The organism is Novosphingobium sp. FSW06-99, assembly GCF_001519065.1.
Lineage (GTDB): Bacteria > Pseudomonadota > Alphaproteobacteria > Sphingomonadales > Sphingomonadaceae > Novosphingobium.
Genome location: NZ_KQ954254.1, coordinates 127,420 through 149,074, shown reverse-complemented (window position 1 = coordinate 149,074; position 21,655 = coordinate 127,420). Strand labels below are relative to the sequence as shown.

Annotated in this window: 18 protein-coding genes; 10 read left to right on the top strand and 8 right to left on the bottom strand. The window is 66.1% G+C overall.

The genetic code is table 11. From position 1 onward, the window contains the following. Positions 1–780, bottom strand: coding sequence for an LPS export ABC transporter ATP-binding protein (gene lptB, locus AQZ49_RS07470; protein WP_067614554.1), 780 nt, complete (start codon positions 778–780; stop codon positions 1–3). A 206-nt stretch (positions 781–986) separates the two neighbouring features. On the opposite strand from lptB, the gene AQZ49_RS07465 reads away from it, so the two are divergent. Next, a complete protein-coding gene (locus tag AQZ49_RS07465; protein ID WP_231739019.1) occupies positions 987–1,412 on the top strand; it encodes a hypothetical protein in 426 nt (141 codons plus the stop codon). A 91-nt stretch (positions 1,413–1,503) separates the two neighbouring features. After that, a complete protein-coding gene (locus tag AQZ49_RS07460) occupies positions 1,504–2,850 on the top strand; it encodes a TldD/PmbA family protein (RefSeq protein WP_067614552.1) in 1,347 nt (448 codons plus the stop codon). Positions 2,851–2,905: 55 nt separating this feature from the next. Here AQZ49_RS07460 and ppa read toward each other — a convergent pair whose 3' ends face one another. From ppa to AQZ49_RS07445, 3 genes are all read right to left on the bottom strand, one after another. After that, positions 2,906–3,439 carry an inorganic diphosphatase gene (ppa, locus tag AQZ49_RS07455; protein ID WP_067614550.1) on the bottom strand — a complete coding sequence of 178 codons (534 nt, stop codon included), beginning with the start codon at positions 3,437–3,439 and terminating at the stop codon, positions 2,906–2,908. A gap of 144 nt (positions 3,440–3,583) precedes the next feature. Continuing rightward, the gene (locus AQZ49_RS07450; RefSeq protein ID WP_067614548.1) at positions 3,584–4,294 is read right to left on the bottom strand and encodes a DUF1345 domain-containing protein; all 711 of its coding nucleotides are present in this window, start codon (positions 4,292–4,294) and stop codon (positions 3,584–3,586) included. After that, complete coding sequence (locus AQZ49_RS07445; RefSeq protein WP_231739017.1) at positions 4,291–6,258, bottom strand: M61 family metallopeptidase; 1,968 nt, start codon at positions 6,256–6,258, stop codon at positions 4,291–4,293. Before AQZ49_RS07445 ends, AQZ49_RS07450 begins: the two co-directional genes overlap by 4 nt. A 99-nt stretch (positions 6,259–6,357) precedes the next feature. On the opposite strand from AQZ49_RS07445, the gene hisS reads away from it, so the two are divergent. From hisS to metK, 6 genes are all read left to right on the top strand, one after another. Further along, positions 6,358–7,602, top strand: a complete 1,245-nt coding sequence (gene hisS, locus AQZ49_RS07440; protein WP_067614546.1) for a histidine--tRNA ligase — start codon at positions 6,358–6,360, stop codon at positions 7,600–7,602. Continuing rightward, positions 7,599–8,669 (top strand): peptide chain release factor 1, encoded by a 1,071-nt coding sequence (gene prfA / locus AQZ49_RS07435; RefSeq protein WP_067614544.1) that lies wholly within the window; start codon positions 7,599–7,601, stop codon positions 8,667–8,669. Before hisS ends, prfA begins: the two co-directional genes overlap by 4 nt. Beyond that, the gene (gene prmC / locus AQZ49_RS07430; protein WP_067614542.1) at positions 8,669–9,514 is read left to right on the top strand and encodes a peptide chain release factor N(5)-glutamine methyltransferase; all 846 of its coding nucleotides are present in this window, start codon (positions 8,669–8,671) and stop codon (positions 9,512–9,514) included. The genes prfA and prmC overlap by 1 nt, the downstream gene beginning before the upstream one ends. Positions 9,515–9,804: 290 nt before the next feature. Further along, positions 9,805–10,782 carry a DUF4167 domain-containing protein gene (locus AQZ49_RS07425; RefSeq protein WP_067614540.1) on the top strand — a complete coding sequence of 326 codons (978 nt, stop codon included), beginning with the start codon at positions 9,805–9,807 and terminating at the stop codon, positions 10,780–10,782. 17 nt (positions 10,783–10,799) lie between these two features. Continuing rightward, a complete protein-coding gene (lnt, locus tag AQZ49_RS07420; RefSeq protein ID WP_082701633.1) occupies positions 10,800–12,416 on the top strand; it encodes an apolipoprotein N-acyltransferase in 1,617 nt (538 codons plus the stop codon). Between the two features lie 38 nt (positions 12,417–12,454). Beyond that, positions 12,455–13,675: a methionine adenosyltransferase gene (gene metK, locus AQZ49_RS07415; protein WP_067614538.1), complete on the top strand. Its 1,221-nt coding sequence runs from the start codon at positions 12,455–12,457 to the stop codon at positions 13,673–13,675. Positions 13,676–13,678: 3 nt separating this feature from the next. On the opposite strand, the gene AQZ49_RS07410 is transcribed toward metK, so the two are convergent. Next, positions 13,679–14,965, bottom strand: coding sequence for an acyl-CoA dehydrogenase family protein (locus tag AQZ49_RS07410; RefSeq protein WP_067614536.1), 1,287 nt, complete (start codon positions 14,963–14,965; stop codon positions 13,679–13,681). Beyond that, the gene (locus AQZ49_RS07405; protein WP_067614534.1) at positions 14,965–16,305 is read right to left on the bottom strand and encodes a phosphotransferase; all 1,341 of its coding nucleotides are present in this window, start codon (positions 16,303–16,305) and stop codon (positions 14,965–14,967) included. Before AQZ49_RS07405 ends, AQZ49_RS07410 begins: the two co-directional genes overlap by 1 nt. Positions 16,306–16,571: 266 nt before the next feature. On the opposite strand from AQZ49_RS07405, the gene AQZ49_RS07400 reads away from it, so the two are divergent. After that, a complete protein-coding gene (locus AQZ49_RS07400; protein WP_231739015.1) occupies positions 16,572–17,513 on the top strand; it encodes a serine hydrolase in 942 nt (313 codons plus the stop codon). A gap of 178 nt (positions 17,514–17,691) precedes the next feature. On the opposite strand, the gene AQZ49_RS07395 is transcribed toward AQZ49_RS07400, so the two are convergent. Beyond that, positions 17,692–17,880, bottom strand: a complete 189-nt coding sequence (locus tag AQZ49_RS07395; RefSeq protein WP_067614531.1) for a hypothetical protein — start codon at positions 17,878–17,880, stop codon at positions 17,692–17,694. Between the two features lie 288 nt (positions 17,881–18,168). Here AQZ49_RS07395 and polA point away from each other — a divergent pair, with 288 nt between their 5' ends. Continuing rightward, complete coding sequence (polA, locus tag AQZ49_RS07390; protein ID WP_067614529.1) at positions 18,169–20,997, top strand: DNA polymerase I; 2,829 nt, start codon at positions 18,169–18,171, stop codon at positions 20,995–20,997. Positions 20,998–21,012: 15 nt separating this feature from the next. On the opposite strand, the gene AQZ49_RS07385 is transcribed toward polA, so the two are convergent. Further along, entirely contained in the window at positions 21,013–21,603 is a 591-nt protein-coding gene (locus tag AQZ49_RS07385; RefSeq protein WP_067614526.1) for a J domain-containing protein, read from the bottom strand. Positions 21,604–21,655 lie beyond the last annotated feature (52 nt).

Here is a 21,655-nt window from a genome sequence, read left to right as displayed (position 1 = left end):
TCAGAGCGTAAAGCCCTCGCCCAGATAGAGGCGACGGACATTGGGATCGGCAACCAGCGCTTCGGGGCTGCCCGCAAACAGCACTTGCCCGCCATAGATAATGCAGGCGCGATCGACGATATCGAGCGTTTCGCGCACGTTGTGATCGGTAATCAGGACGCCGATGCCGCGCCGCTTCAGATCGGTGACGAGATGGCGGATATCGCTGATCGACAAAGGATCGATCCCGGCGAACGGTTCGTCGAGCAGGATGATCGACGGGCGCGCCGCCAGTGCCCGCGCAATTTCACAGCGCCGCCGTTCACCCCCCGACAGTGCCATGGCCGCGCTGGTGCGCAGCCGGGTCAGGCCGAATTCGTCGAGCAGGCGTTCCAGTTCGGCCGCGCGGGTATCGCGATCGGGCTCGATCAGTTCGAGCACGGTGGCAATGTTCTGTTCGACCGTCAGCCCGCGAAAGATCGAGGTTTCCTGCGGCAGATAGCCCAGCCCGAGAATCGCACGGCGGTACATCGGCAGCCGCGTGATATCGACCCCGTCGAGCAGGATGCGCCCCGAATCCGGCCGCACCAGCCCCATGATCGAATAGAAACAGGTGGTCTTGCCCGCCCCGTTGGGACCGAGCAGCCCGAGCACTTCGCCTTTGGCGACCGACAGCGAAATGTCGCTCAGCACCGCGCGCCGGTCATAGGACTTGGCGATCGACACCACTTCCAGGCCCCCTGTGGACGCATCGGCGATCGCACGGGCAGGGGACTGGGCGGATTCGGCAAAGGTGGTCATCGTCACGCACAACTCACGGTTTGGCCCCGGACAGGCCGGGCACTTGTGCGCCATAGCCGCTGAATGGGCCATGGCAAAGCCCGTCCGGCATGATCTGGCACGATTTGTGCGGCCCACCCCAATGGCGGGCCCGTCCCGCCGACGATCCCGCTTGCCACCATGCGCGGCATATGATCTGTTGCATGGCGGAGAGAAGGATACCTGCGATGACCAAAGTCACGTCAGCGTTCCACACCAGGATCACCGGCAGCGGCACCTGGAGCGGACAGACAAAAGCCGGCGGATTTACCAAGACCATACGCGTGCTCGACTGGCGCAAGCGGATGAGCGACACCGTGGCCTATGCGCTGCTGGTCTATACCGCCCTGCAGATCGTGGTGACGATGCATGCGATGAGCACCGACAGCGCATCGATGCTGCCGCTGTTTGCGCTGGTCGTGTTGGTGGTCGGCATCATCCCGCTGTTCCGCCACTATGAACGCCATTGGGAAACGCTGGACGACCTGGCTGCCGCCGATCCGGCGCGCCGCCCGCTGTTCCGGCGCGACCAGTTGTCGGTCTGGCTGTTTGCGATCGGCCTGCCGTTTGCGCTGACCGGGCTGTTCAAGGCGCTGAGTGCGATCATCGGGTGAAGCCAAGGGGATCGGGTGAACCATTGCCGATCCGGCGGCACGGGGGTAAGCGACAGGCCATTCCCGCACAGACACTGGATCAAGACCACCCATGCTTTCCCCCGACGAAGCCCGTGACCGTTGCGAGGCGCTGTTGCGCCGGGCCGCAGCGGCGGGCGCAGCATCTGCCGACGCGCTCTATCTGGCCAATGCCTCGCAAAGCGTGACGGTGCGCCTGGGCGCGCTCGAAGATGTGGAGCGGTCCGAATCCGAACATATCGGCTTGCGCGTGTTTGCAGGCAGCGGATCGGCCTCGATCGGGTCGACCGACCTGGGCGATGCCGCGCTCGATGAACTGGCGCAGCGCGCGGTGGCAATGGCGCGGCTGGCCCCGCCCGATCCTTATGCCGGACTGGCCGACCCCGCGCTGCTGGCGCGCGGCGAGCCCGCCGATCTCGATCTCGATGACGGGACCGAGGCCGAACCGCAGACGCTGCGCCAGATGGCGCAAAGCGTCGAGGCAGCGGCGATGGCCGTGCCCGGGGTTACCAACAGCAACGGCGGCAGCGCCAGCAGTGGCCGATCGGTGTTTGCACTGGCCACCAGCCATGGTTTTGCCGGCGCCTATGCGGCCAGCAGCCACGGCATGTCGGCCAGCGTGCTGGCAGGCGAAGGCAGCGGGATGCAGCGGGATTACGCCTGGGCCTCGGCACGCCATGCCGCCGATCTGCGCGCACCAGAAGCGATCGGCCGCGAAGCGGGCGAACGCGCCACGCGCCGCCTCAATCCCGGCCGTGTGCGCAGCGGGCCGATGACCGTGGTGTTCGATCCCCGCGTCGGCGCCTCGCTGGTCGGGCACCTGATCGCGGCGATGACCGGCGCATCGATCGCCCGGCGTGCCAGCTTCCTGCTCGACCGCGAAGGCGCGCAACTGTTCGACAGCGCTGTGACGATCCTCGATGATCCGCATGTCGCGCGCGGGTTGCGGTCGCGCCCGTTCGACGGCGAAGGACTGCCGACCGCGCCCGGTGCGCTGGTCGAGGCCGGTCGACTGACCGGCTGGTTGATGGACAGCGCGGCGGCGCGCCAACTCGGCAAGGCGCCCACCGGCCATGCCGGGCGCGGCGGATCGGGTGCGCCGCATGTGACCACCGGCAATGTCGTGCTGTGCGCCGGGGCGCTGGCGCCCGCAGCCCTGATCGCCGATATCGCAGAAGGCGTCTATGTGACCGAACTGATCGGCAGCGGTGTCAATGGGGTTACCGGCGATTACAGCCGGGGTGCCAGCGGATATCGCATCACTGGCGGCGTGATCGGCGAACCGATCGCCGAATTCACCGTCGCGGGCAATCTGATCGACATGTTTGCCGCGCTGATCCCGGCCAGCGATCTGGAACGTATCCACGGCATCGATGTGCCGACCATCCGCATTGATGGCATGACCGTGGCGGGCGACTGATCGTGCAGAAACCGGTACAGGCGGCACCTGCGCGGTGCCGCCTGCCGAAACGGGATTACTTGGCCGCGTTGTAGCGTTCGATCGCTTCCAGCGTGATGCGGCGGGCGTCTTCGGCGCCGCCCCAGGTGCCCACACGCACCCACTTTTCCTTTTCCAGATCCTTGTAGTGCGTAAAGAAGTGCTCGATCTGCGCCAGCACGATTTCGGGCAGATCGGACTTTTCCACCACGTCGGTGTAATAGGGAAAGGTCTTGTCGTCGGGCACACAGACCAGCTTTTCATCGCCGCCGTGTTCGTCTTCCAGATTGAGCACCGCGATCGGGCGCGCGCGCACCACCGATCCGGGCACGAACGGCGAACGTGCGATCACCAGCGCGTCGAGCGGATCGCCATCGGGCGACAACGTGTGCGGCACAAACCCGTAATTGGCGGGATAGCGCATCGGCGTGTGCAGGATACGGTCGACAAACAAGGCGCCAGAGGCCTTGTCGAATTCATACTTCACCGGTTCGCCGCCCACCGGCACTTCGATGACGACGTTCAGGCTTTCCGGCGGATTTTCGCCGGTCGGAATAAGGTCGATGCGCATACTCTGCCCTTGCTGCTTGGCTGTAATGCGGTTGCCTCTAGCCCGCCCCCTTGTGCATCGCAACAAGACTTAGTGACTAGAGTCTGATTGGAAATTCCGGCCAAGCCGGAATTTCAGGAAGACGGCACCGGCCCGCTCCCCCCATCAACCGCCGGTACTGCCGCCGATCGCATTGATCGTGAACGCAATCACGCCGATGTTGTAGATGAACGCCGCAAAGCCGTGGAGCACGGCAATCCGGCGGATCGGTTTGCCGGTGATGTTCACATCGGCGGTCTGGAACGTCATGCCCAGGGTAAAGGCGAAATAGACGAAATCGAGATAATCGGGGCTTTCACCGCCGGGAAAGTCCAGCCCGCACGCATCTTCGCCAGGCACATCGCCGGGCATGTAGAACAGATGCGCATAGTGCAGCGCATAGACCACATTGGCAAACAGCCAGGTCAGCAGCAGCGTGCCGATCAGCTTGACCAGTACCCAGTGCCCGCCGCCATGCCCGACATGCGGCAATTCGCCCGCGATCGCGGCCATGATCACCAGCGTCAACAGCGTGGTGATCGCCAGCACCAGCACGCGGTTGGCATCGTTGCGCGCGGCCTGCAGGCGCATCACCCCATCGTCGCGACGGGTCAGGAACAGCGGCACCAGGCTGACCAGAAACACCAGCGCGGCCCCGTCAAACCCCAGATCGAGTGCGTCGGACAGGCTGTGGCCAAGGCTGCGCCACAGCCACGCGCCGGCCGGAAACAGCGTCAGGAACAACAGGAAACGCGGGGGCGCCAGCCATCCGCCCAGATCGGCGATCGGTGGCCGCCGGTCCGGCCGTGCCGCGCGCCCGCGCCCCCGTCGGGTCAATGGCCCGCGCCGTTGCGATGCGGTGCCAGCAACAAGTCGAGCCCGCCCGGCCCCTTGCCGGCCGGATCGCGTTCGAGCCACGGATAGCGCAACCCGTCGTGATAGGTGACGCTGATCGTGTCATAGCGGCTGTCGCGCTTGACCAGCAGGGCGATCGGCCGGTCGGTGCCCTTGGCCGCGGTGATCGCCGCCTTGATCGTGTCGGCATCATAGGCATCGCCGTTGACTGCGATCACCTGCATGCCGGGCACCACGCCCGCCTTGAACGCCGGGCTGCCCCACAGGCTGGACATCACCTTGCCGTCATGATCGAGCGTCACGCCCAGCGAATAGCCAAGGCTCAACAGCTTGCTTTCGGTCATGCGGCCCTGGTCGTACGGGTTCGGTTCGGATTTCCACACCAGATGATATCCGCCGCGCTCAAACCCGGCGAGCGGCACGGGCTGACCGGGGCTGTCGATGCGCTTTTTGAAAAATGCCTCCCAATCATAGGGATAGACCGAATTCAGGGTCGCCACCACATCGGCGCGGGTATAGGGCAACACGCCCCAGTCGCCATTGCGCATGCCGTAGAAGGCGTGGGCAAAGTCATCGAGCCCGCGTTTGCCGCCCGTGCCGTCGCGGATGATCTGATCGGCCTCCAGCCAGACCAGCGCGCCTTCGGTATAATAGTCCTCGCCGCGCGACAGCGACGGGAACGGCTTTGGCCGACGCGAAGCGAACACCGGATCGAACGTGGTATCTTCGACCGAGCGCCATTCGCGCCCCGCCGTCACGGTAAAGCCGCCCGCATAGGCGGCGAATTCGCCCAGCACGACCGGCTTTGACTGCACGCCCGAACGCGCCGCCAGCACCAGCCCCCAGAACTGGGTCTGCCCTTCATAGACCCACAGCAGGTCATCGACCATCGGCTGGCGGTAATCGGGCGTCCACAACTGCGCCGGGCGGCGATATTTGCCGTCCCACGAATGGGTATATTCGTGCGGCACCACGTTGCGGTCCCAGTCAAACGTGGTCCAGTCGGTCCACGCCTTGGGAAGATAGGTGCTTTCGTTCGACCGGTGGTGTTCCAGCCCCACGCCGCTCAGCCGGTCGGTAAAGCCCAGCAGGAAGTCATAATGATCGAAATGGCGCGCACCGAACGCGGCGTCGGCTTCCTTGACCAGATTGCGATAGGTTTCGAGATGTTCGGGCTTGATCACCAGATCTTCGGGCTTGTCGGCCACGGCATCGATGAAAATGCCCTCGCCGATCGGAAAGCGCTGAGCAAACCGCCCGGCAAAGATCGGCGAATCGACCAGCGTTTCGAAATCTGTGACATCCCAGGCATAACGGTTGGCGGTCTGCGCCTTGCCATCGAGCGCGGTGAACGCGGTCCAGCCATCGGGGAATGTCACCGAGGGCTTGACTTTGATCTGCCGCACATAGTGCCCCGCCGGATAGAGCACCATCTCGTTCCATTCGAGATTGATGATCTCGCGCGTGACCGTAACCCGGTCACCCGGTTCCTGTTTCACCGCGGGGGTGTGAATCATCCGTGCCACCACGGTCTGTGCGCCTTCGGGTACGTCGATGACATAGGCATACGTATCGATCGGATCGCGGTGCCAGGTCAGGTCCTTGCCATCGGCGGTGAAATGCACCGCGTTCAATTCCGCCGGCAGGCCGCCCCGGCTGTGATGGCCGGGTATCCATTCGGGCAGCAACAGCGCCAGTTGGTGCGTGCCAGGGGCCACCGGCACCGTTTCGGTGATGCGTTCGGCGCCGCTGACGATGTCAGTCGCATCGATATCGACCGTGATCGTGCCCGGATAGGGGGTGTCCTGCGGATCGGGGACCGCGCGGGTAACCGGGATATTGGCGGGAAATGTGTTGGTGCCGGGCTGGACCTGGGCATCGGCAACGGGGGCGAACGTGGCGGCGAAGAGGGCTGCGCCGCACAACAGCAGGGGGAGTTTCGTCATGGGCGCCATCCATGCCGCGATGATCGCCGGTGCGCAACCATCCGGCAGGGCTGTCCGCCGCCTTTTCTTGTGCGCGGCCTTGCGGTAAGCGCGCCGGTCATGAGCATTCCCAAAGACAACACGCCCCAGGCCATTCGCGGCACACAGGACATTTTCGGCGCCGAGGCAGAAGCCTTTGCCTTTGTCGTCGAAACCTTTGACCGCGTGCGGCGGCTCTATCGCTTTCGCCGCGCCGAAATGCCGGTGTTCGAAAAGACCCAGGTGTTTTCGCGATCCTTGGGCGAAACCACCGATGTGGTGTCGAAGGAAATGTATTCGTTCGACGATCGCGGCGGCGAATCGCTGACCCTGCGTCCCGAATTCACCGCCGGGATCGCCCGCGCCTATCTGACCAACGGCTGGCAGCAATATGCCCCGCTGCGGCTGGCCACGCATGGCCCGCTGTTCCGCTATGAACGCCCGCAAAAGGGCCGCTATCGCCAGTTTCACCAGCTCGACGCCGAAGTGATCGGATCGGCCGAACCCGAAACCGATGTCGAACTGTTGTGCCTGGCCGACCAGTTGCTGCACGAACTGGGCATCGCCGACGGGGTGACCTTGCAGCTCAACACGCTGGGCGATGCGGTCAGCCGCGAGGCCTGGCGCAGCGCGCTGGTCGACTATTTCCGCGACCACCGCGCGCACCTGAGCGAAGATTCGCAGGACCGGCTCGAACGCAACCCCTTGCGCATTCTCGATTCGAAAGACCCGCGCGACAAACCGTTCACCGCCGATGCGCCGCGCATCGACGATTTCCTGAGCGATGCGGCGCAGGATTTCTTTGGCCGGGTTACCGCCGGGCTCAATGCGGCGGGCGTGGCCTGGACGCGCGCGCCGTCGCTGGTGCGCGGGCTCGACTATTATCGCCACACCGCGTTCGAATTCGTCACCGACCGGCTGGGCGCGCAGGGCACCGTGCTGGGCGGCGGGCGCTATGACGGCCTGATCGAGGCGCTGGGCGGTCCGCACACCCCGGCGGTCGGCTGGGCGGCGGGGATCGAGCGGCTGGCCATGCTGGTCGGCACGCGCGATGCCGCGCCTGCCGACGTGGTGATCGCGGTCGAAGACGATGCCGCGCTCGATACCGCGACACAGGCGCTGGCGGCGCTGCGCCGCGCCGGTCTGTCGGGCGAAGTGGTGGCCACCGGATCGCCGCGCAAACGCTATGACAAGGCGACCAAAATCCCCGCCAAGGTAATCGCCGCGCTGGCATTGGCCGAGGGCGCGCCGCAATGGCGGCTGCGCGGGGACGAGGCGGTACAGGCCGCGTTTCGCGCGCTGCTGCCCGGCCAGGGCGCCGCATGACCATCGCGGATACCCGGCTGGAACAGATTGTCGCGCGGTTTGCCGAGCTTGAGGCGCGGCTGGCCTCGGGCACGCTGGAGGGCGAGGCGTTCATCGCCGCCAGCCGCGACTATGCCGAGCTGGAACCGGTGGCACGCAGCGCGATCCATGTGCGCGCGCTGCGCAGCGAGCTGGCCGATCTGGCCGCGATGGACGACCCCGATGCCGATCTGCGCGCGATGGCCGACGAAGAGATCGCGCGCATCCGCGCCGATTTGCCCGAGGCGGAGCGCGCGCTGGCGCTGGCCATGCTGCCGCGCGACACCGCCGATGCGCGGCCCGCGATGCTGGAAATCCGTGCCGGGACCGGCGGCGATGAAGCCGCGCTGTTCGCCGCCGATCTCTATCGCATGTACGAACGCTTTGCCGCAGAGCAAGGCTGGCAGGTCGAACTGATTTCGGCCAATGTCAGCGATATTGGCGGATACAAGGAAGTGGTCGCGCATATCGCGGGCAACGGCGTGTTCGCCAGGCTGAAATACGAAAGCGGGGTGCACCGCGTGCAGCGCGTGCCAGTCACCGAAAGCGGCGGGCGCATCCACACGTCGGCGGCCACTGTCGCAGTGCTGCCCGAACCCGACGAAGTCGACGTGACGATCGACGACAAGGATCTGAAGATCGACATCTATCGCGCCTCGGGCGCGGGCGGGCAGCATGTCAACACCACCGATTCGGCCGTGCGCATTACCCACTTGCCCACCGGCATCGTCGTGATCCAGCAGGACGAGCGCAGCCAGCACAAGAACAAGGCCAAGGCGATGCAGGTCTTGCGTACCCGCGTCTACGACATGCGCCGCGAGGCCGCGCAGGGCGCCGAAGCCGAGGCACGCCGCGCGATGGTCGGATCGGGCGACCGGTCCGAACGCATCCGTACCTACAATTTTCCGCAAGGTCGCGTCACCGACCACCGCATCAACCTGACGCTGCACCGCCTGCCCGAAGTGCTGGCGGGCACCGGGCTTGGCGAACTGGTCGATGCGCTGATCGCCGAGGACCAGGCCAAGCGGCTGGCCGCGATGGACACCTGATGACGATTGCCGAAGCGCTGGTCGCCGCCACGCATCGGCTCGATGCGACCAGCGACACCGCCCGGCTCGATGCCGAAGTGCTGATGGCACATGCGCTGGGGGTGTCCCGGTCGGACCTGATCCTGCGCCATTTGCGCGACCCGGTGCCCCCAGGCTTTGCCGCACTGGTCGAACGGCGCGGCGCCCACGAACCGGTTGCCTATATCACCGGGCATCAAGAATTCTGGGGGCTGGATTTCGCGGTGGGCCCGGCGGTGCTGATCCCGCGCGGCGATACCGAAACGCTGATCGCGGCGGCGGTCGAGCGGCTGCGGGGTCGTCCACCGGCACGGGTGATCGACCTTGGCACCGGATCGGGCGCACTGCTGCTGGCCGCATTGCACGAATGGCCCGGCGCACAGGGCATCGGTATCGACCGGTCGGCCGAGGCGATGGCGGTGGCGCGTGGCAATGCCGAACGGCTGGGTCTGGCGACGCGGGCCCAAATCGTCGCCGGCGACTGGACGCGCGAGGGGTGGAGCACCGATTTGGGCCGGTTCGACCTGGTGCTGGCCAATCCGCCCTATGTCGAAACCGCCGCCGTGCTCGATCGGTCGGTCACGGCGTTCGAACCGCATGGCGCGCTGTTTGCCGGGCGCGACGGGCTGGACGATTACCGGGTGCTCGTGCCGCAATTGCCGGGCCTGCTGGCGCCGGACGGGATCGCACTGATCGAGATCGGCTGGACCCAGGCCGATGCGGTCTGCGCGCTGGCGTGTGCCGCCGGGCTTTCAGCGCTGGTCCATGCCGATCTGGCCGGGCGGCCCCGTGCAATCGAGATATTTGCCGACAAATCGCCAGAATGATGATTTTTGACCGAATATTTCACTTGGCAAGGCGATGCCGCCCCACTAATCAGCAGGGCAGACATGGGGATGGATGAAAATTTCCCGTCCCGGTCTGCTCCACCATTTGCGACCGTTGCCCGACGTTCCTGTCGACGCAACGCAGATGCTGGTGTTGACCCACTCGCTCTGGAGCGGGCGGGCAAGCGTAGGCAAAGGTTGCGCTGCATCTGGGCCATTCCGTCATGACCTGAACCTCATGACCGGATCGACCCCTGACAAAAGCCTGCCGAAACAAGGACGTGCCTGAGTTGAACAACAATCGTGGAAACAACCGTCGGCGCGGTCGCGGCAACAACAACCGTCCGCAGAACGGTGGCGGCCAGCAGATCAACCGGATTGACAGCCGCGCGCGGGGCAACGCGCCGCAGATGCTGGAAAAGTATCGCAAGATGGCCCAGGACGCGCATCTCAATGGCGACCGGGTCCAGGCCGAATACTACCTGCAATTTGCCGACCACTACTTCCGCGTGGTGGCCGACACCCGCGTGCGCCAGGAAGAACAGCAGCGGCAGCGCCAGAATGGCGGCCAACCGTTTGGCCAGCCCTATGCGGCCGGCGGCAGTGTCAGCGGCGACAACTGGCAGGACCAGGACGGCGACGACGAATCGATGGAATTCGGCATCGACCGCGATTTCCCGACGTTCGAACGCGCACCCCAACCCCGCCGCGAAGAGCGCGAACCGCGTCGCGACGAGCGTGAGCCCCGCGAACAGCGTGAGCAGCGCGATTATCGCGAACCGCGCCCCGACCGCGACAACCGCTATCGCGCGCCCGAACCGGTCGCCGCCGAAGCGGTTCCGCCCGAAGGCCTGCGCGTGGTCGAAGGCGAACCGATCGTGCCGGCGTCCGACAACCCGTTTGCGCGCGATGCGCGTGGCCCGCGTGGCCGCAACAACGATCGCCGGGGCGGTCGCCGCAGCGAAAACGACAGCCCGCGCCCGTCGCGCACGTTTGCCGAGGCTCCCGCCGAAGCGGCCGAACCCGCGCCGCGTTTCGACCCGTCGAGCCTGCCCCCGGCCATCGGCCCACGCAGCGACAGCGTCGAGGAAGCCCCTGTGCGGGCCGAACGCCCGCGCACCTTGCGTGCCGCCACCGCCGCAGCTCCTGCCCCAGCGCCAAGCCCGGAACCCGTCGCGGCCCCGGTCGAAACCGCCGAGGCGCCTGCCCCTGCCCCCAAGAAGCGCGGTCGTCCGCGCAAGAATCCGCTGCCGGTCGACGAAGGCTGAGCGGGGCCTGATCAGGGATGCGTGACGACACCAACGCGCATCCCGCGCCGTTGCTGCGTGTGCGCGTGATGCGCCCGCTGTTTCCGCTGTTGCTGGGCGCGCTGACCGCGACCGGGTTTCAGCCGCTGATGGCGTGGCCCGCGACGCTGGCCGCACTGGCCGGACTGATCGCACTGATCGAAGTGGCGCCACGCCCGCGCGATGCGGCGCTGACAGGCTGGCTGTTCGGGGTCGGGCTGTTTTCGCTCGGCAATTGCTGGATCGCCACCGCCTTTACCTACCAGGCCCAGATGCCCGCCTGGCTGGGCTGGGTCGCGGTGGTTCTGCTGGCGCTGTTTTTGGCGATCTATCCCGCGATCGCGGCATGGGCCGCCGCCTGGCTGCGCCGCCGTACGCGCCTGTCGGTGGTGCCCGCACTCGCCAGCACGTGGATCGCGTGCGAATGGTTGCGCGGCTGGGTGTTCACCGGTTTCCCGTGGAATCCCCTGGGTGCAGTGGCACTCGGCCCGCCCGATCGACCGGGACTGGCCGCACTGGCCGCGTGGCTGGGCACATTTGGCCTGTCGGGGCTGGTGGTGCTGCTGGGCGGGCTGTGGTTCTGGGGGGGACGCGCAGCGATCACCGGGCGTCCGCTCAAGGGTCTGGTGATGGTGGCGGTGCCAATCGCGCTGATGCTGGTGCCAGTCACGGGTGATCACCGCGACAGCCCCCTGGCCTATACCCTGGTCCAGCCCGATCTGGCGCAGGACCAGATCAACGATCCGCGCCTTTATGAAAGCCAGTTTCGCACGCTCGCCACGCTGTCCCGGCGGATTGCCGCCGATGGCTCCGGCCCTCGTGTGGTGCTGTGGCCCGAAGGCGCGGTGCCCGACTATCTGCGCCCCGGCTATGATCAGGCGTGGTATGACCAGACCACGTATGGCGGCGATCCGGTGCTGGCGCGCGAACGCATGGGCCAGGTGATCGGCGCCGACAGCCTGCTGATGACCGGCGCCAGCGATCTGGTGCTGACCCAGCGCCAGGTCACCGGCGCGCGCAACGTGATCACGCTGATCGATCCGGCAGGCGCCCTGCGCGGCAGCTATGCCAAGGCGCATCTGGTGCCGTTTGGCGAATATCTGCCGTTCCGGCCATGGCTGACCCCGATCGGGCTGTCGCGACTGGTGTCGGGCGATCTCGATTTTCAAGCGGGGCCGGGGCCGCGTACGATCGATCTGGGCGATCCGGCGCACGGCGGCTGGGGTCGGGCGGGGTTCCAGATCTGCTATGAAATCGTCTTTCCCGGCCATGTGGCCGATCGCGCACAGCGCCCCGACTATCTGTTCAATCCATCGAACGACGGCTGGTTCGGCGCATGGGGCCCGCCGCAGCATCTGGCCCAGGCCCGGTTGCGCGCGATCGAGGAAGGCCTCCCGGTGCTACGATCGACCACCACCGGTATCAGCGCGATAATCGATGCGGGTGGCGGCGTGCGACACTGGCTGGCACGCGGCGTGACTGCGCGCGTTGATGGATTTGTGCCCGCCGCCCGCGTGCCGACGCCGTTCGCGCGGTTCGGTAACATTCTATCGCTTGCCTGGTCCGTAGTTGTTCTTGTGTCGGGGCTGGTTGCCACGCAACGAAAGCAACGCTAAAGCCCGGACATAAAGAAACCTTTATATGGTGTTGGTCCATGCGCAGTGATTACCTGTTTACCTCGGAAAGCGTGTCCGAAGGCCATCCCGACAAAGTCGCCGATCAGATCAGCGATGCGATCGTCGACTTGTTCCTGGGCAAGGACCCAGAGGCGCGAATCGCCTGCGAAACGCTGACCACCACGCAACTGGTGGTGCTGGCGGGCGAAATCCGCGGGCGCGGCATCATGGATACCGAGGGCAACTGGTCGCCCGGCGTGCCCGAAGAGATCGAACAGGTGGTGCGCGAAACGGTGCGCCGCATCGGGTATGAACAGGCCGGGTTCCACTGGCAGACGTTCCGGTTCGAAAACAACCTGCACCCGCAATCGGCGCATATTGCGCAAGGTGTCGATGCCGGCGACAACAAGGACGAAGGCGCGGGCGACCAGGGCATCATGTTCGGCTTTGCCTGCGATGAAACGCCCGACCTGATGCCGGCCACGCTCGATTACAGCCACAAGATCCTGCAACAACTGGCCAATGACCGCCATTCGGGCGCGGCGCCGTTCCTGGAACCCGATGCCAAGAGCCAGGTCACGTTGCGCTTTGCCGACGGCCAGCCGGTCGAGGCGACCGCGATCGTGGTGTCGACCCAGCACAAGGCAGGCTGGGACGAAGGCGACAACGATCTGGCGCTCAAGGCCTGGGTCAAGGGCGCCATCGCCAAAGTGATCCCGGCGGCGCTGCTGACCGAAAACACCGTCTATCACATCAACCCGACGGGCAGCTTTGAAATCGGCGGCCCCGATGGCGACGCCGGTATGACCGGGCGCAAGATCATCGTCGACACGTATGGCGGCGCCAGCCCGCACGGCGGCGGCGCATTTTCGGGCAAGGACCCGACCAAGGTCGACCGCTCGGCGGCCTATGTCACACGCTATCTGGCCAAGAACGTGGTGGCGGCGGGTCTGGCCCGGCGCTGCACGATCCAGATCGCCTATGCCATCGGCGTGTCACAGCCGCTGTCGCTCTATATCGACACGCACGGCACCGGCGTGGTGTCCGACGCCGCGTTGGAAGCGGCGGTGACCACCGTGGCGCGCGACCGCCTGGGCGGGCTGACCCCGCGCGGCATCCGCGTCAGTCTGGCGCTCAACAAGCCAATCTATTCGCCCACCGCCGCCTATGGCCATTTCGGCCGCAAGCCCGATGGCGACTTGTTCCCGTGGGAACGCACCGACCTGGCCAATGCGCTGAAAGCCGCCGCCGGGGTTTGACTTTTAGCTGAACCGGCTCTTGTTCGGGCCCATATAGCCGAACAGGAACCCCGCCACTTTGCGCATCTGGATCTCCTCTGATCCTTCGGTGATGCGATAGCGGCGGTGGTGGCGATAGATGTGTTCGAACGGTTTGTGCCGCGAATAGCCGATGCCGCCGTGCACTTGCATGGCGCGGTCGGCGGCTTCGCAGCACAGCCGGTTCGCCCAGTAATTGCACATCGACACTTTGTCCGACAGTTCGCGCTCGATCGCCTTGTGTTCCATGCGATCCATCTGCCACGCCGTCTTGCGGATCAGCAGGCGCAGCATTTCGGCCTGGGTCGCCAGTTCCACCAGCGGGAACTGGATCGCCTGGTTGTGCGCCAGATCCTGCCCGAACGGTTTGCGTTCGCGGGCATAACGCACCGATTCGGCGATGCAGTAGCTTGCCGCGCCCAGCGACGAGGCGGCCTGGCGGATGCGATTCTGGTGCACAAAGCTTTGCGCGATGGCCAGGCCACCGCCGACCGGGCCCAGAATTGCACTGTCAGGCACCCAGACATTGGTGAATGACACGCGCGGGTGGTCGGTGGGCATGTTGAATGTCCACAAATATTCCTCGATCACCAGACCGGGGTGCGGATTGGGCACCAGAAAACAGGTGATCCCGCGCGCATCGCCATCGGCGCCGCTGGTGCGCGCAAATGTCGCGCAATGGGTCGCCACATGCATGCCGGTGGTCCACATCTTTTCGCCATCGATGCGCCAGCCCGGCACGCCATCGCGCACTTCGGGGACGGCGCGTGTTTCCATGTGGGTGGCATCCGATCCATGCGCCTGCTCGGTCAGACCGAATGCCGCGCGGCGGGTGCGTTCAAACCCGCCCAGAATGAATTCGCGCTGCTGATCCTCGGTGCCGAAATGTTCGAACATCGCCACGAACGGGAAATTGCCGACAATCGAATGTTCGTTCTGCAGATCGTTGTGCAGGCCAAGCCCCCTGGCGGCAAAATGTTCGCGAATCACCGCCATCCACAAGTTCGACCCGTCCTTGCCGCCATATTTTTTGGGTGCGGAAAACCGCCAGTGCCCGGCGCGGTCGGCGCGGCGCGTCGCCTCGACCAGCAAGGCTTCCCATTCGTGGCGCGGCAAGCCGCCGTTGTCGAAATCGGTGCGCGCCCATTCGCGGCGATGGTCGAAAAAACGGATGTTGTCGTCGGCCTGTTGCAGCGGCGTGATCTCCGCATCGATAAACGCATCGAGTTCAGCCAGATAGGCGACGAGATCGGCGGGCAGGTCAAAATCCATCAGGCGTGCTCCCACAAGGCGCGGGCCGCAGCCAGCGCCGGATATTTCGGCATGTCGGCCCCCACCGTGGCCAGCGCGCGGCGGCGCAGATCGGCCAGCAGGCCGGGCGTGGCCAGGCCCGCCTCGCCCGCCAGGATGGCATGGGCCAGCACGGCATCGCCGGTGGCCGGGCGCGCGGCCAGTTCGCGCCGCACAATGCCCAGCGCGTTCTGGGCGACCGCCAGTTCCCAGCGTTCGCGCCCGGCCAGATGGGGTTTCACCACCCCGGCCAGCCATTCGGACACCGCAGTCAGGATTTCCCCCGCATCGGGTTCACCATTGCGTTCGGGGATCGCCGCGGGCGGAGGCGGCAACGGGCGTTGCCGTTCGGCCAGCGGCGCCTCGCCTTCGAGCAGCAGCAGCAGATCAAGCTCCTGTTCGGCGGTACGGCGCGCCACCACCACGCGTTCGAGCGAACGATCGGCGCCCGACCGCCAGGCCTTGCCCATTTCCAGGCACCCCAGCGCCCACCACACCGTGCGATAGATCAGCCAGAAACGGAACCGCGCCGGATCGAACGGTTCGCCCCCCGCCGCTTCATAGGCGCGCGCCAGCGTCGCCACGTCGGTCAGGCCCAGCCCCGGCTTGTCGAGCCGGCCGAACCGCCACACCGTCATGCAGCCAAAGGCAAGATCTTCGTGCCCATCGCCCAGATGCGCCAGTTCCCAATCGAGCACGCCGGTCAGCCGCCCCTGATCGACCATCACATTGCCGATGCGCAGATCGCCGTGGACGACCCGTGGCGGCACCGGCGGCGGCAGATGGGCGCGCAGCCAGGCCAGCCCCAGCGCAATGATCGGCCGATCGCCGCCGGCATCGGCGAACTGGGCCGACAGCCGCGCCACCCCGGTCGCCGCATCGAGCCGGGGCAGATGATCCGCCCCGGCCGGATCGAGCGCGTGGATGCGCGCCATCGCGGTGGCAATCTCGTCCGCCAGTGCAGCCGGCGAGGCCAGTACCGTTTCGGGATCGGCACTGCCCGGCAGGCAGACCATCACGAAACCGATGCCCAGGCCATCTTCGGGCACCAGATCGAGCACGACTTCGGGCGCGGGCACGCCGCCGGCCCGCGCGTGGCGAATCAGTTGCGCCTCGCCCGCCATGTCGAGGGCCCGCCCCGCCAGCCATTGCGCCGAAGGTGCACGGCGCAACACATAGTGCGCAGCGCCACAGGCAAACAGCCAGGATTCCATGTTGGCGCCACCCGACAGGCGGCGCATTTCGCCGACAATGCCGCCGCGTCCAACGCGGGCCATGGCCTGCCCGAGCGCAGCCGCAAAACCGGCGCTGTTGTCGTCCATGCATCCTCCGTCGCCCGGTCAGACCGGGTCTTGGCGCACTATCCTTAATCGATCGATTAAAGTCCAGCGCCGATTGCCGCACAGGGGGCATGACCCGCGCCGGTCTGCCTCTCACCCGCGCCCGGACGAACCGGCAGGGGGTTTCACAGGGAATCGCAATGCGTTAGATCTGTGTCACAAAATGGGCCCTTCGCGTCGCGCAATGGCCATAACGCCGATCAGGGTCAGATATGCCGGGGCGCATCGTTCGTTTGCACAGAATTCCATTGGTTGCCGCCTTGCTGGCGGCGATTCCCGCACTGCTGGCGACGACGCCCGAAGTGCACAGCCGCGCATCGACCCCGGTGCAGGACCAGCGCGATCTGGCCATCCAGCAAAATGTCGAGGCGATCATTGCGCGAGGGCGCGGGCGCATCGGGGTGGCCGCGGCCGATCTCGATGGCGGCGGGCAAGTGCTGATCCACGGAGACATGCCGTTTCCGATGGCCAGCACGGTCAAGATCGCCGTGGCAGGCACTTTCCTGTCGGGGGTCGAGGCGGGCCGGTTCCGGCTCGACCAGTCATTTCCGATGATGATGCCGGTGGCCGCGCGCGGCGAACACGGCGAAGCGCGTTTGCGCCCCGGCCCGGTGATGTCGGCCCAGCAGTTGATGGAACTGATGATCACCCGCAGCGACAACCATGCGACAGACGGGCTGATCACCGCGGTTGGCGGCGTGGGCGCGGTCAACGCCTGGCTGGCCAAAGTGGGCATCGTCGGCCAACATCTCGACAACACCATTGCCACCATGGTGCGCGACGACGGACACATCAATCCGGCCACCACGATCGACACTCGCAATGCCAGCACGCCGCGCGCGATGCTGGCCTTGCTCGCCGCGATCGACCGGGGCGGTGCGCTCAGCCCGCAATCGCGCGCCGTGCTGCTCGACACCATGACGCGCACCAGCACCGGCAAGAATCGCATGCGCGCAGGCCTGCCCGAAGGCACCGTGTTCGCGCACAAGACCGGCACGTTGCAGGGGGTGACCGACGATGTCGGCATCATCCGCCTGCCCGACGGGCGCCATCTGGCGCTCGCCGTGTTCATCACCGGCCCCGAAGGCCACACCCCGCACGCCTCGATGATCGCACAGATCACCCGCGCGCTGTATGACGGTTATGCCCAGAGCACCCCGCGCAGCACACTGGTCGACAGCCGACGATAAGGCGTAGCGATCCCCCACACCGCAAAAAGGCGCCTTCGGGCGCCTTTTTTCATGCCTGATGCACAGTCAACACCACGCAAAATCCGGGCATAGAAAGAGGGAGCCTGGCCCGTCGGCCAAACTCCCTCTCCTAATTCCCGTCGAAACGGTGCCGGTAACCTGCCCTTGCGGGCAAGGATTACATCTTTGCGGCAGCGCTCGAATCGGCAGCGGCAGCCGAGCTGGAGTCGGCAGCGGCGTCCGAAGCGTCAGCCGAACCGGTGTCGGTGGCTTCAACAGCGGCATCGGTCGCTTCCGGAGCCTTTTCCGAGCAGCCCGCGAGAGCAAAAGCAGTGCCGGCGACAGCGGCGAGGATGAGCTTGCGCATGCGTTACAATCCCTGGATTGAAGTGAACCGCAGCGGGCAAGCAGCCCGCCGCAAAGCCTATTCTGGCGATAGACTTCGCGCCCCAATTAATCGGCAATTCATCGCGTTGCAAGCTTTCAACGCACCTTTGCGCCCACCCTTGTCATATCGCTAGGGAAGCCAAGGGTTTTTTCGCCCTTGAAGCCCCTGCGCCGAGCCGGTTTCCACCAGAGCCGAACCGTTTTTCGGGTGCAGCGCGGAAAATTTCGCCTCTGGCCAATTTCGATTCAAGGTCTAACAGAAACACCCATGGATGCCCCTTCCCCCGCTCGTAATCACCTCTATCTGGTCGATGGTTCGGCCTACATCTTTCGCGCCTATCACCGGCTGCCGCCGCTGACCAATCCGGCGGGCACGCCGGTCGGGGCAGTCTATGGCTATACCACAATGTTGTGGAAACTTGCCGAAGACCTGCACGCGGCACAAGGGCCGACGCATCTGGCGGTGATCCTCGACAAAGGCTCGATCACGTTCCGCAACGCCATGTACGACAAGTACAAAGCCAACCGTCCGCCCCCGCCCGAAGACCTGGTGCCACAGTTTCCGCTGATCCGCGATGCCACCCGCGCGTTCAGCCTGGCCTGCATCGAGGAAGCCGGGCTGGAAGCCGACGACCTGATCGCATCCTATACCCGGGCCGCCAGCGCGCGCGGCTGGGATGTCACGATCGTTTCGTCGGACAAGGATTTGATGCAACTGGTCGGCGAACCGGGCGACGGGTCGCGGGTCGACATGCTCGACACGATGAAGAACCAGCGCATCTTTATCCCCGAAGTGATCGAAAAGTTCGGGGTCGAACCCGAACGCGTCGGCGATGTGCTGGCGCTGATGGGCGATGCGGTCGACAATGTGCCGGGGATTCGCGGGGTCGGGCCCAAGACCGCGACCAAGCTGATTCAGGAAAACGGCGATCTGGAGGCGGCGCTGGCCAATGCCGCCGCGATGAAGCCGGGCAAATTGCGCGACAGCCTGATTGCCGAGGCCGACATGGCGCGGCTGTCGCGGCGGCTGGTGGCGCTGAAAGAGGATTGCGCGCTGCCCGTCCCGCTCGACGATTTCATGCTGGGGCCGATCCCGCCCGATCCGCTGGCCGCGTTCCTGAGCGAGCACGGGTTTACCAGCCTGCTCAAGAAACTGGGCACCCGCGCCAGCGCGGCGGCGGCAACCCACGCCGCCCCGGTAGACGACGCCACGACGCCCGGCGGTGATCGCCAGCCCGCCCCCGCCTGGCCGCCGATCGATACCGCCGCCTATGCCTGCGTCCAGGATGTGCCTGCGCTGGAGGCGTGGATCGCACGCGCCTTTGCCGCCGGGGTGGTGGCGATCGATACCGAAACCAGCGCGCTCGATGCTGTGGGGGCGGATCTGGTCGGGATCAGCCTGTCCACCGGGCCGGGCCTGGCCTGCTATATCCCGCTTGGCCATCGCGGCAGCGACATGTTCGACGAAGTGCCGCGCCAGATCGACCGCGATGTGGCCTGTGCGCTGCTCAGGCCCATGCTGGAGAGCGATGCAGTGCTCAAGGTGGGACAGAACATCAAATACGACATGGTCGTGCTGGCACGCCACGGGATCGCCGTAGCGCCGATCGACGATACCATGGTGATGAGTTTCTGCCTCGATGCCGGGCGCGGCGAACTGGCGCCGTGGGGCCATGGCATGGACGAACTGGCGCAACGGCTGCTGGGCCACACCACGATCGCGTTCAAGGATGTGACCGGCACCGGCAAGAAAGCGATCTCGTTCGGTGAAGTGCCGCTGGCCGACGCCACGCGCTATGCCGCCGAAGATGCCGAAGTGACCTGGCGCCTGCACCAGGTGCTGCGCCCCCGCCTGGCCGATGAAGGCGGCACGCGCATCTATGCCCGGGTCGATCGCCCGCTGGTGCCGGTGGTGGCGCGCATGGAAGCGACCGGGATCAAGGTCGATCGCGAACAGTTGTCGCGCCTGTCGGGCGAATTCGCCGCGCGCATCGCCGATCTGGAAGCGGTGATCCACGACAAGGCCGGTGGCCCGTTCACCATCGGCAGCCCCAAGCAACTGGGCGACGTGCTGTTCGACCGGCTGGGCTACAAGGGCGGCAAGAAAGGCAAGAGCGGGCAATATTCGACCGACCAGTCGGTGCTGGAAAACCTGGCCGCACAAGGCGCCGAAGTGGCCACGCTGGTGCTCGAATGGCGCCAGTTGTCCAAGCTCAAGTCGACCTATACCGATGCCCTGCAGGCCGCGATCAAGCCGACCACCGGCCGCGTCCACACCAGCTATTCGCTGGTCGGCGCGCAGACCGGGCGGCTGAGTTCGAACGACCCCAACCTGCAGAACATTCCGGTGCGCACCGAGATCGGCCGCCAGATCCGCGAGGCCTTTGTGGCCGAACCGGGCCACGTGCTGCTGTCGGCCGACTATAGCCAGATCGAGCTGCGGCTGGCCGCGCACATGGCCGACGTGCCCGCCTTGCGCGAAGCCTTTGCCCAGGGGCAGGACATCCACGCGCGCACCGCGCTCGAACTGTTCGGCGAAGTCAACCGCGACACGCGCGGTCGCGCCAAGACGATCAACTTCGCTATTCTCTACGGCATCAGCCGGTGGGGCCTGGCGACGCGGCTGGGCACCAGCGCCGACGAGGCGCAGGCGATGATCGACCGCTATTTCGAACGCTTTCCCGGCATCCAGCGCTATATCCACGAAACGCTGGAACGGGTGCGCGAAAGCGGCCATTCGACCACGCTGTTCGGCCGCAAGACCTGGTTTCCGCGCATCAACGCCAAAAACCAGAACGAGCGCGCGGGCAGCGAACGCGCCGCGATCAACGCCCCGATCCAGGGCACTTGCGCCGACATCATCAAGCGCGCGATGGCCCGCATGATGCCCGCGCTGGCCGAGGCCGGACTGTCCCATGTGCGCATGCTGCTGCAAGTGCACGACGAACTGGTGTTCGAATTGCCCGAAGCCGATGTCGCCGCGGCCAGCGCGGTGATCGAACGCGTGATGGCAACCGCGGCAGCCCCCGCGGTCAACCTGTCGGTGCCGCTGGGCGTCGAAATCGGCCATGGCCTGTCATGGGGCGCCGCGCACTGACAGCGCCTGCCCCGGTCAGGAAAACGCAGGCAGGCGGCGCAAGTGGTTATAGGCCTCTACCACCTCGCGCAGGGCGTCTTCGTGGCTGCGATCACCGCCGTTGCGATCGGGGTGGAAACGCCGCACCAGTTCCGAATAGCGCGCGCGCAAGCCGCGCCGGTCGGCATCAAAGCCCAGCCCCAGCGTGTCATAGGCGCGCCGGTCGGCGGGGTTGATGCCGCGCCGGGCCGCCTCTTGCGCCTTGGCATGATCGTGCGCGCGGGCACGGGCACGCGCGGAAATGGCATCGAGCGGGTCGGTGAAATCGGCCCAGCGCGGCGCCTGATCGATCCCGGCGGTGGGCCGAAACGCGCGGGTTTCGCCCGCCCAGCCGGCCAGCGGCGATTGCGCCTGGGCGATCTCGTCGGGGGTCATGCCGCGAAAGAAGTCATAACCCTGGTTGAACGCGCGCACATGATCGAGACAGAACCAGCGATAGTTGCCCGGCCCGTCAAACCCCGGCGCGCGCTCGCCCGGCGCGCGGAACTCGCCGGGTTCGGGACAGCCGGGGGCATCGCACGCGCGCTGGCTGCCTCTCATCCGGCCATGGAATCGATCTTGCTTCATTTCGCTTTCCCATGCCGTTTCGCGCGCCAGGCGGCGTGGACAAATTCCGCAA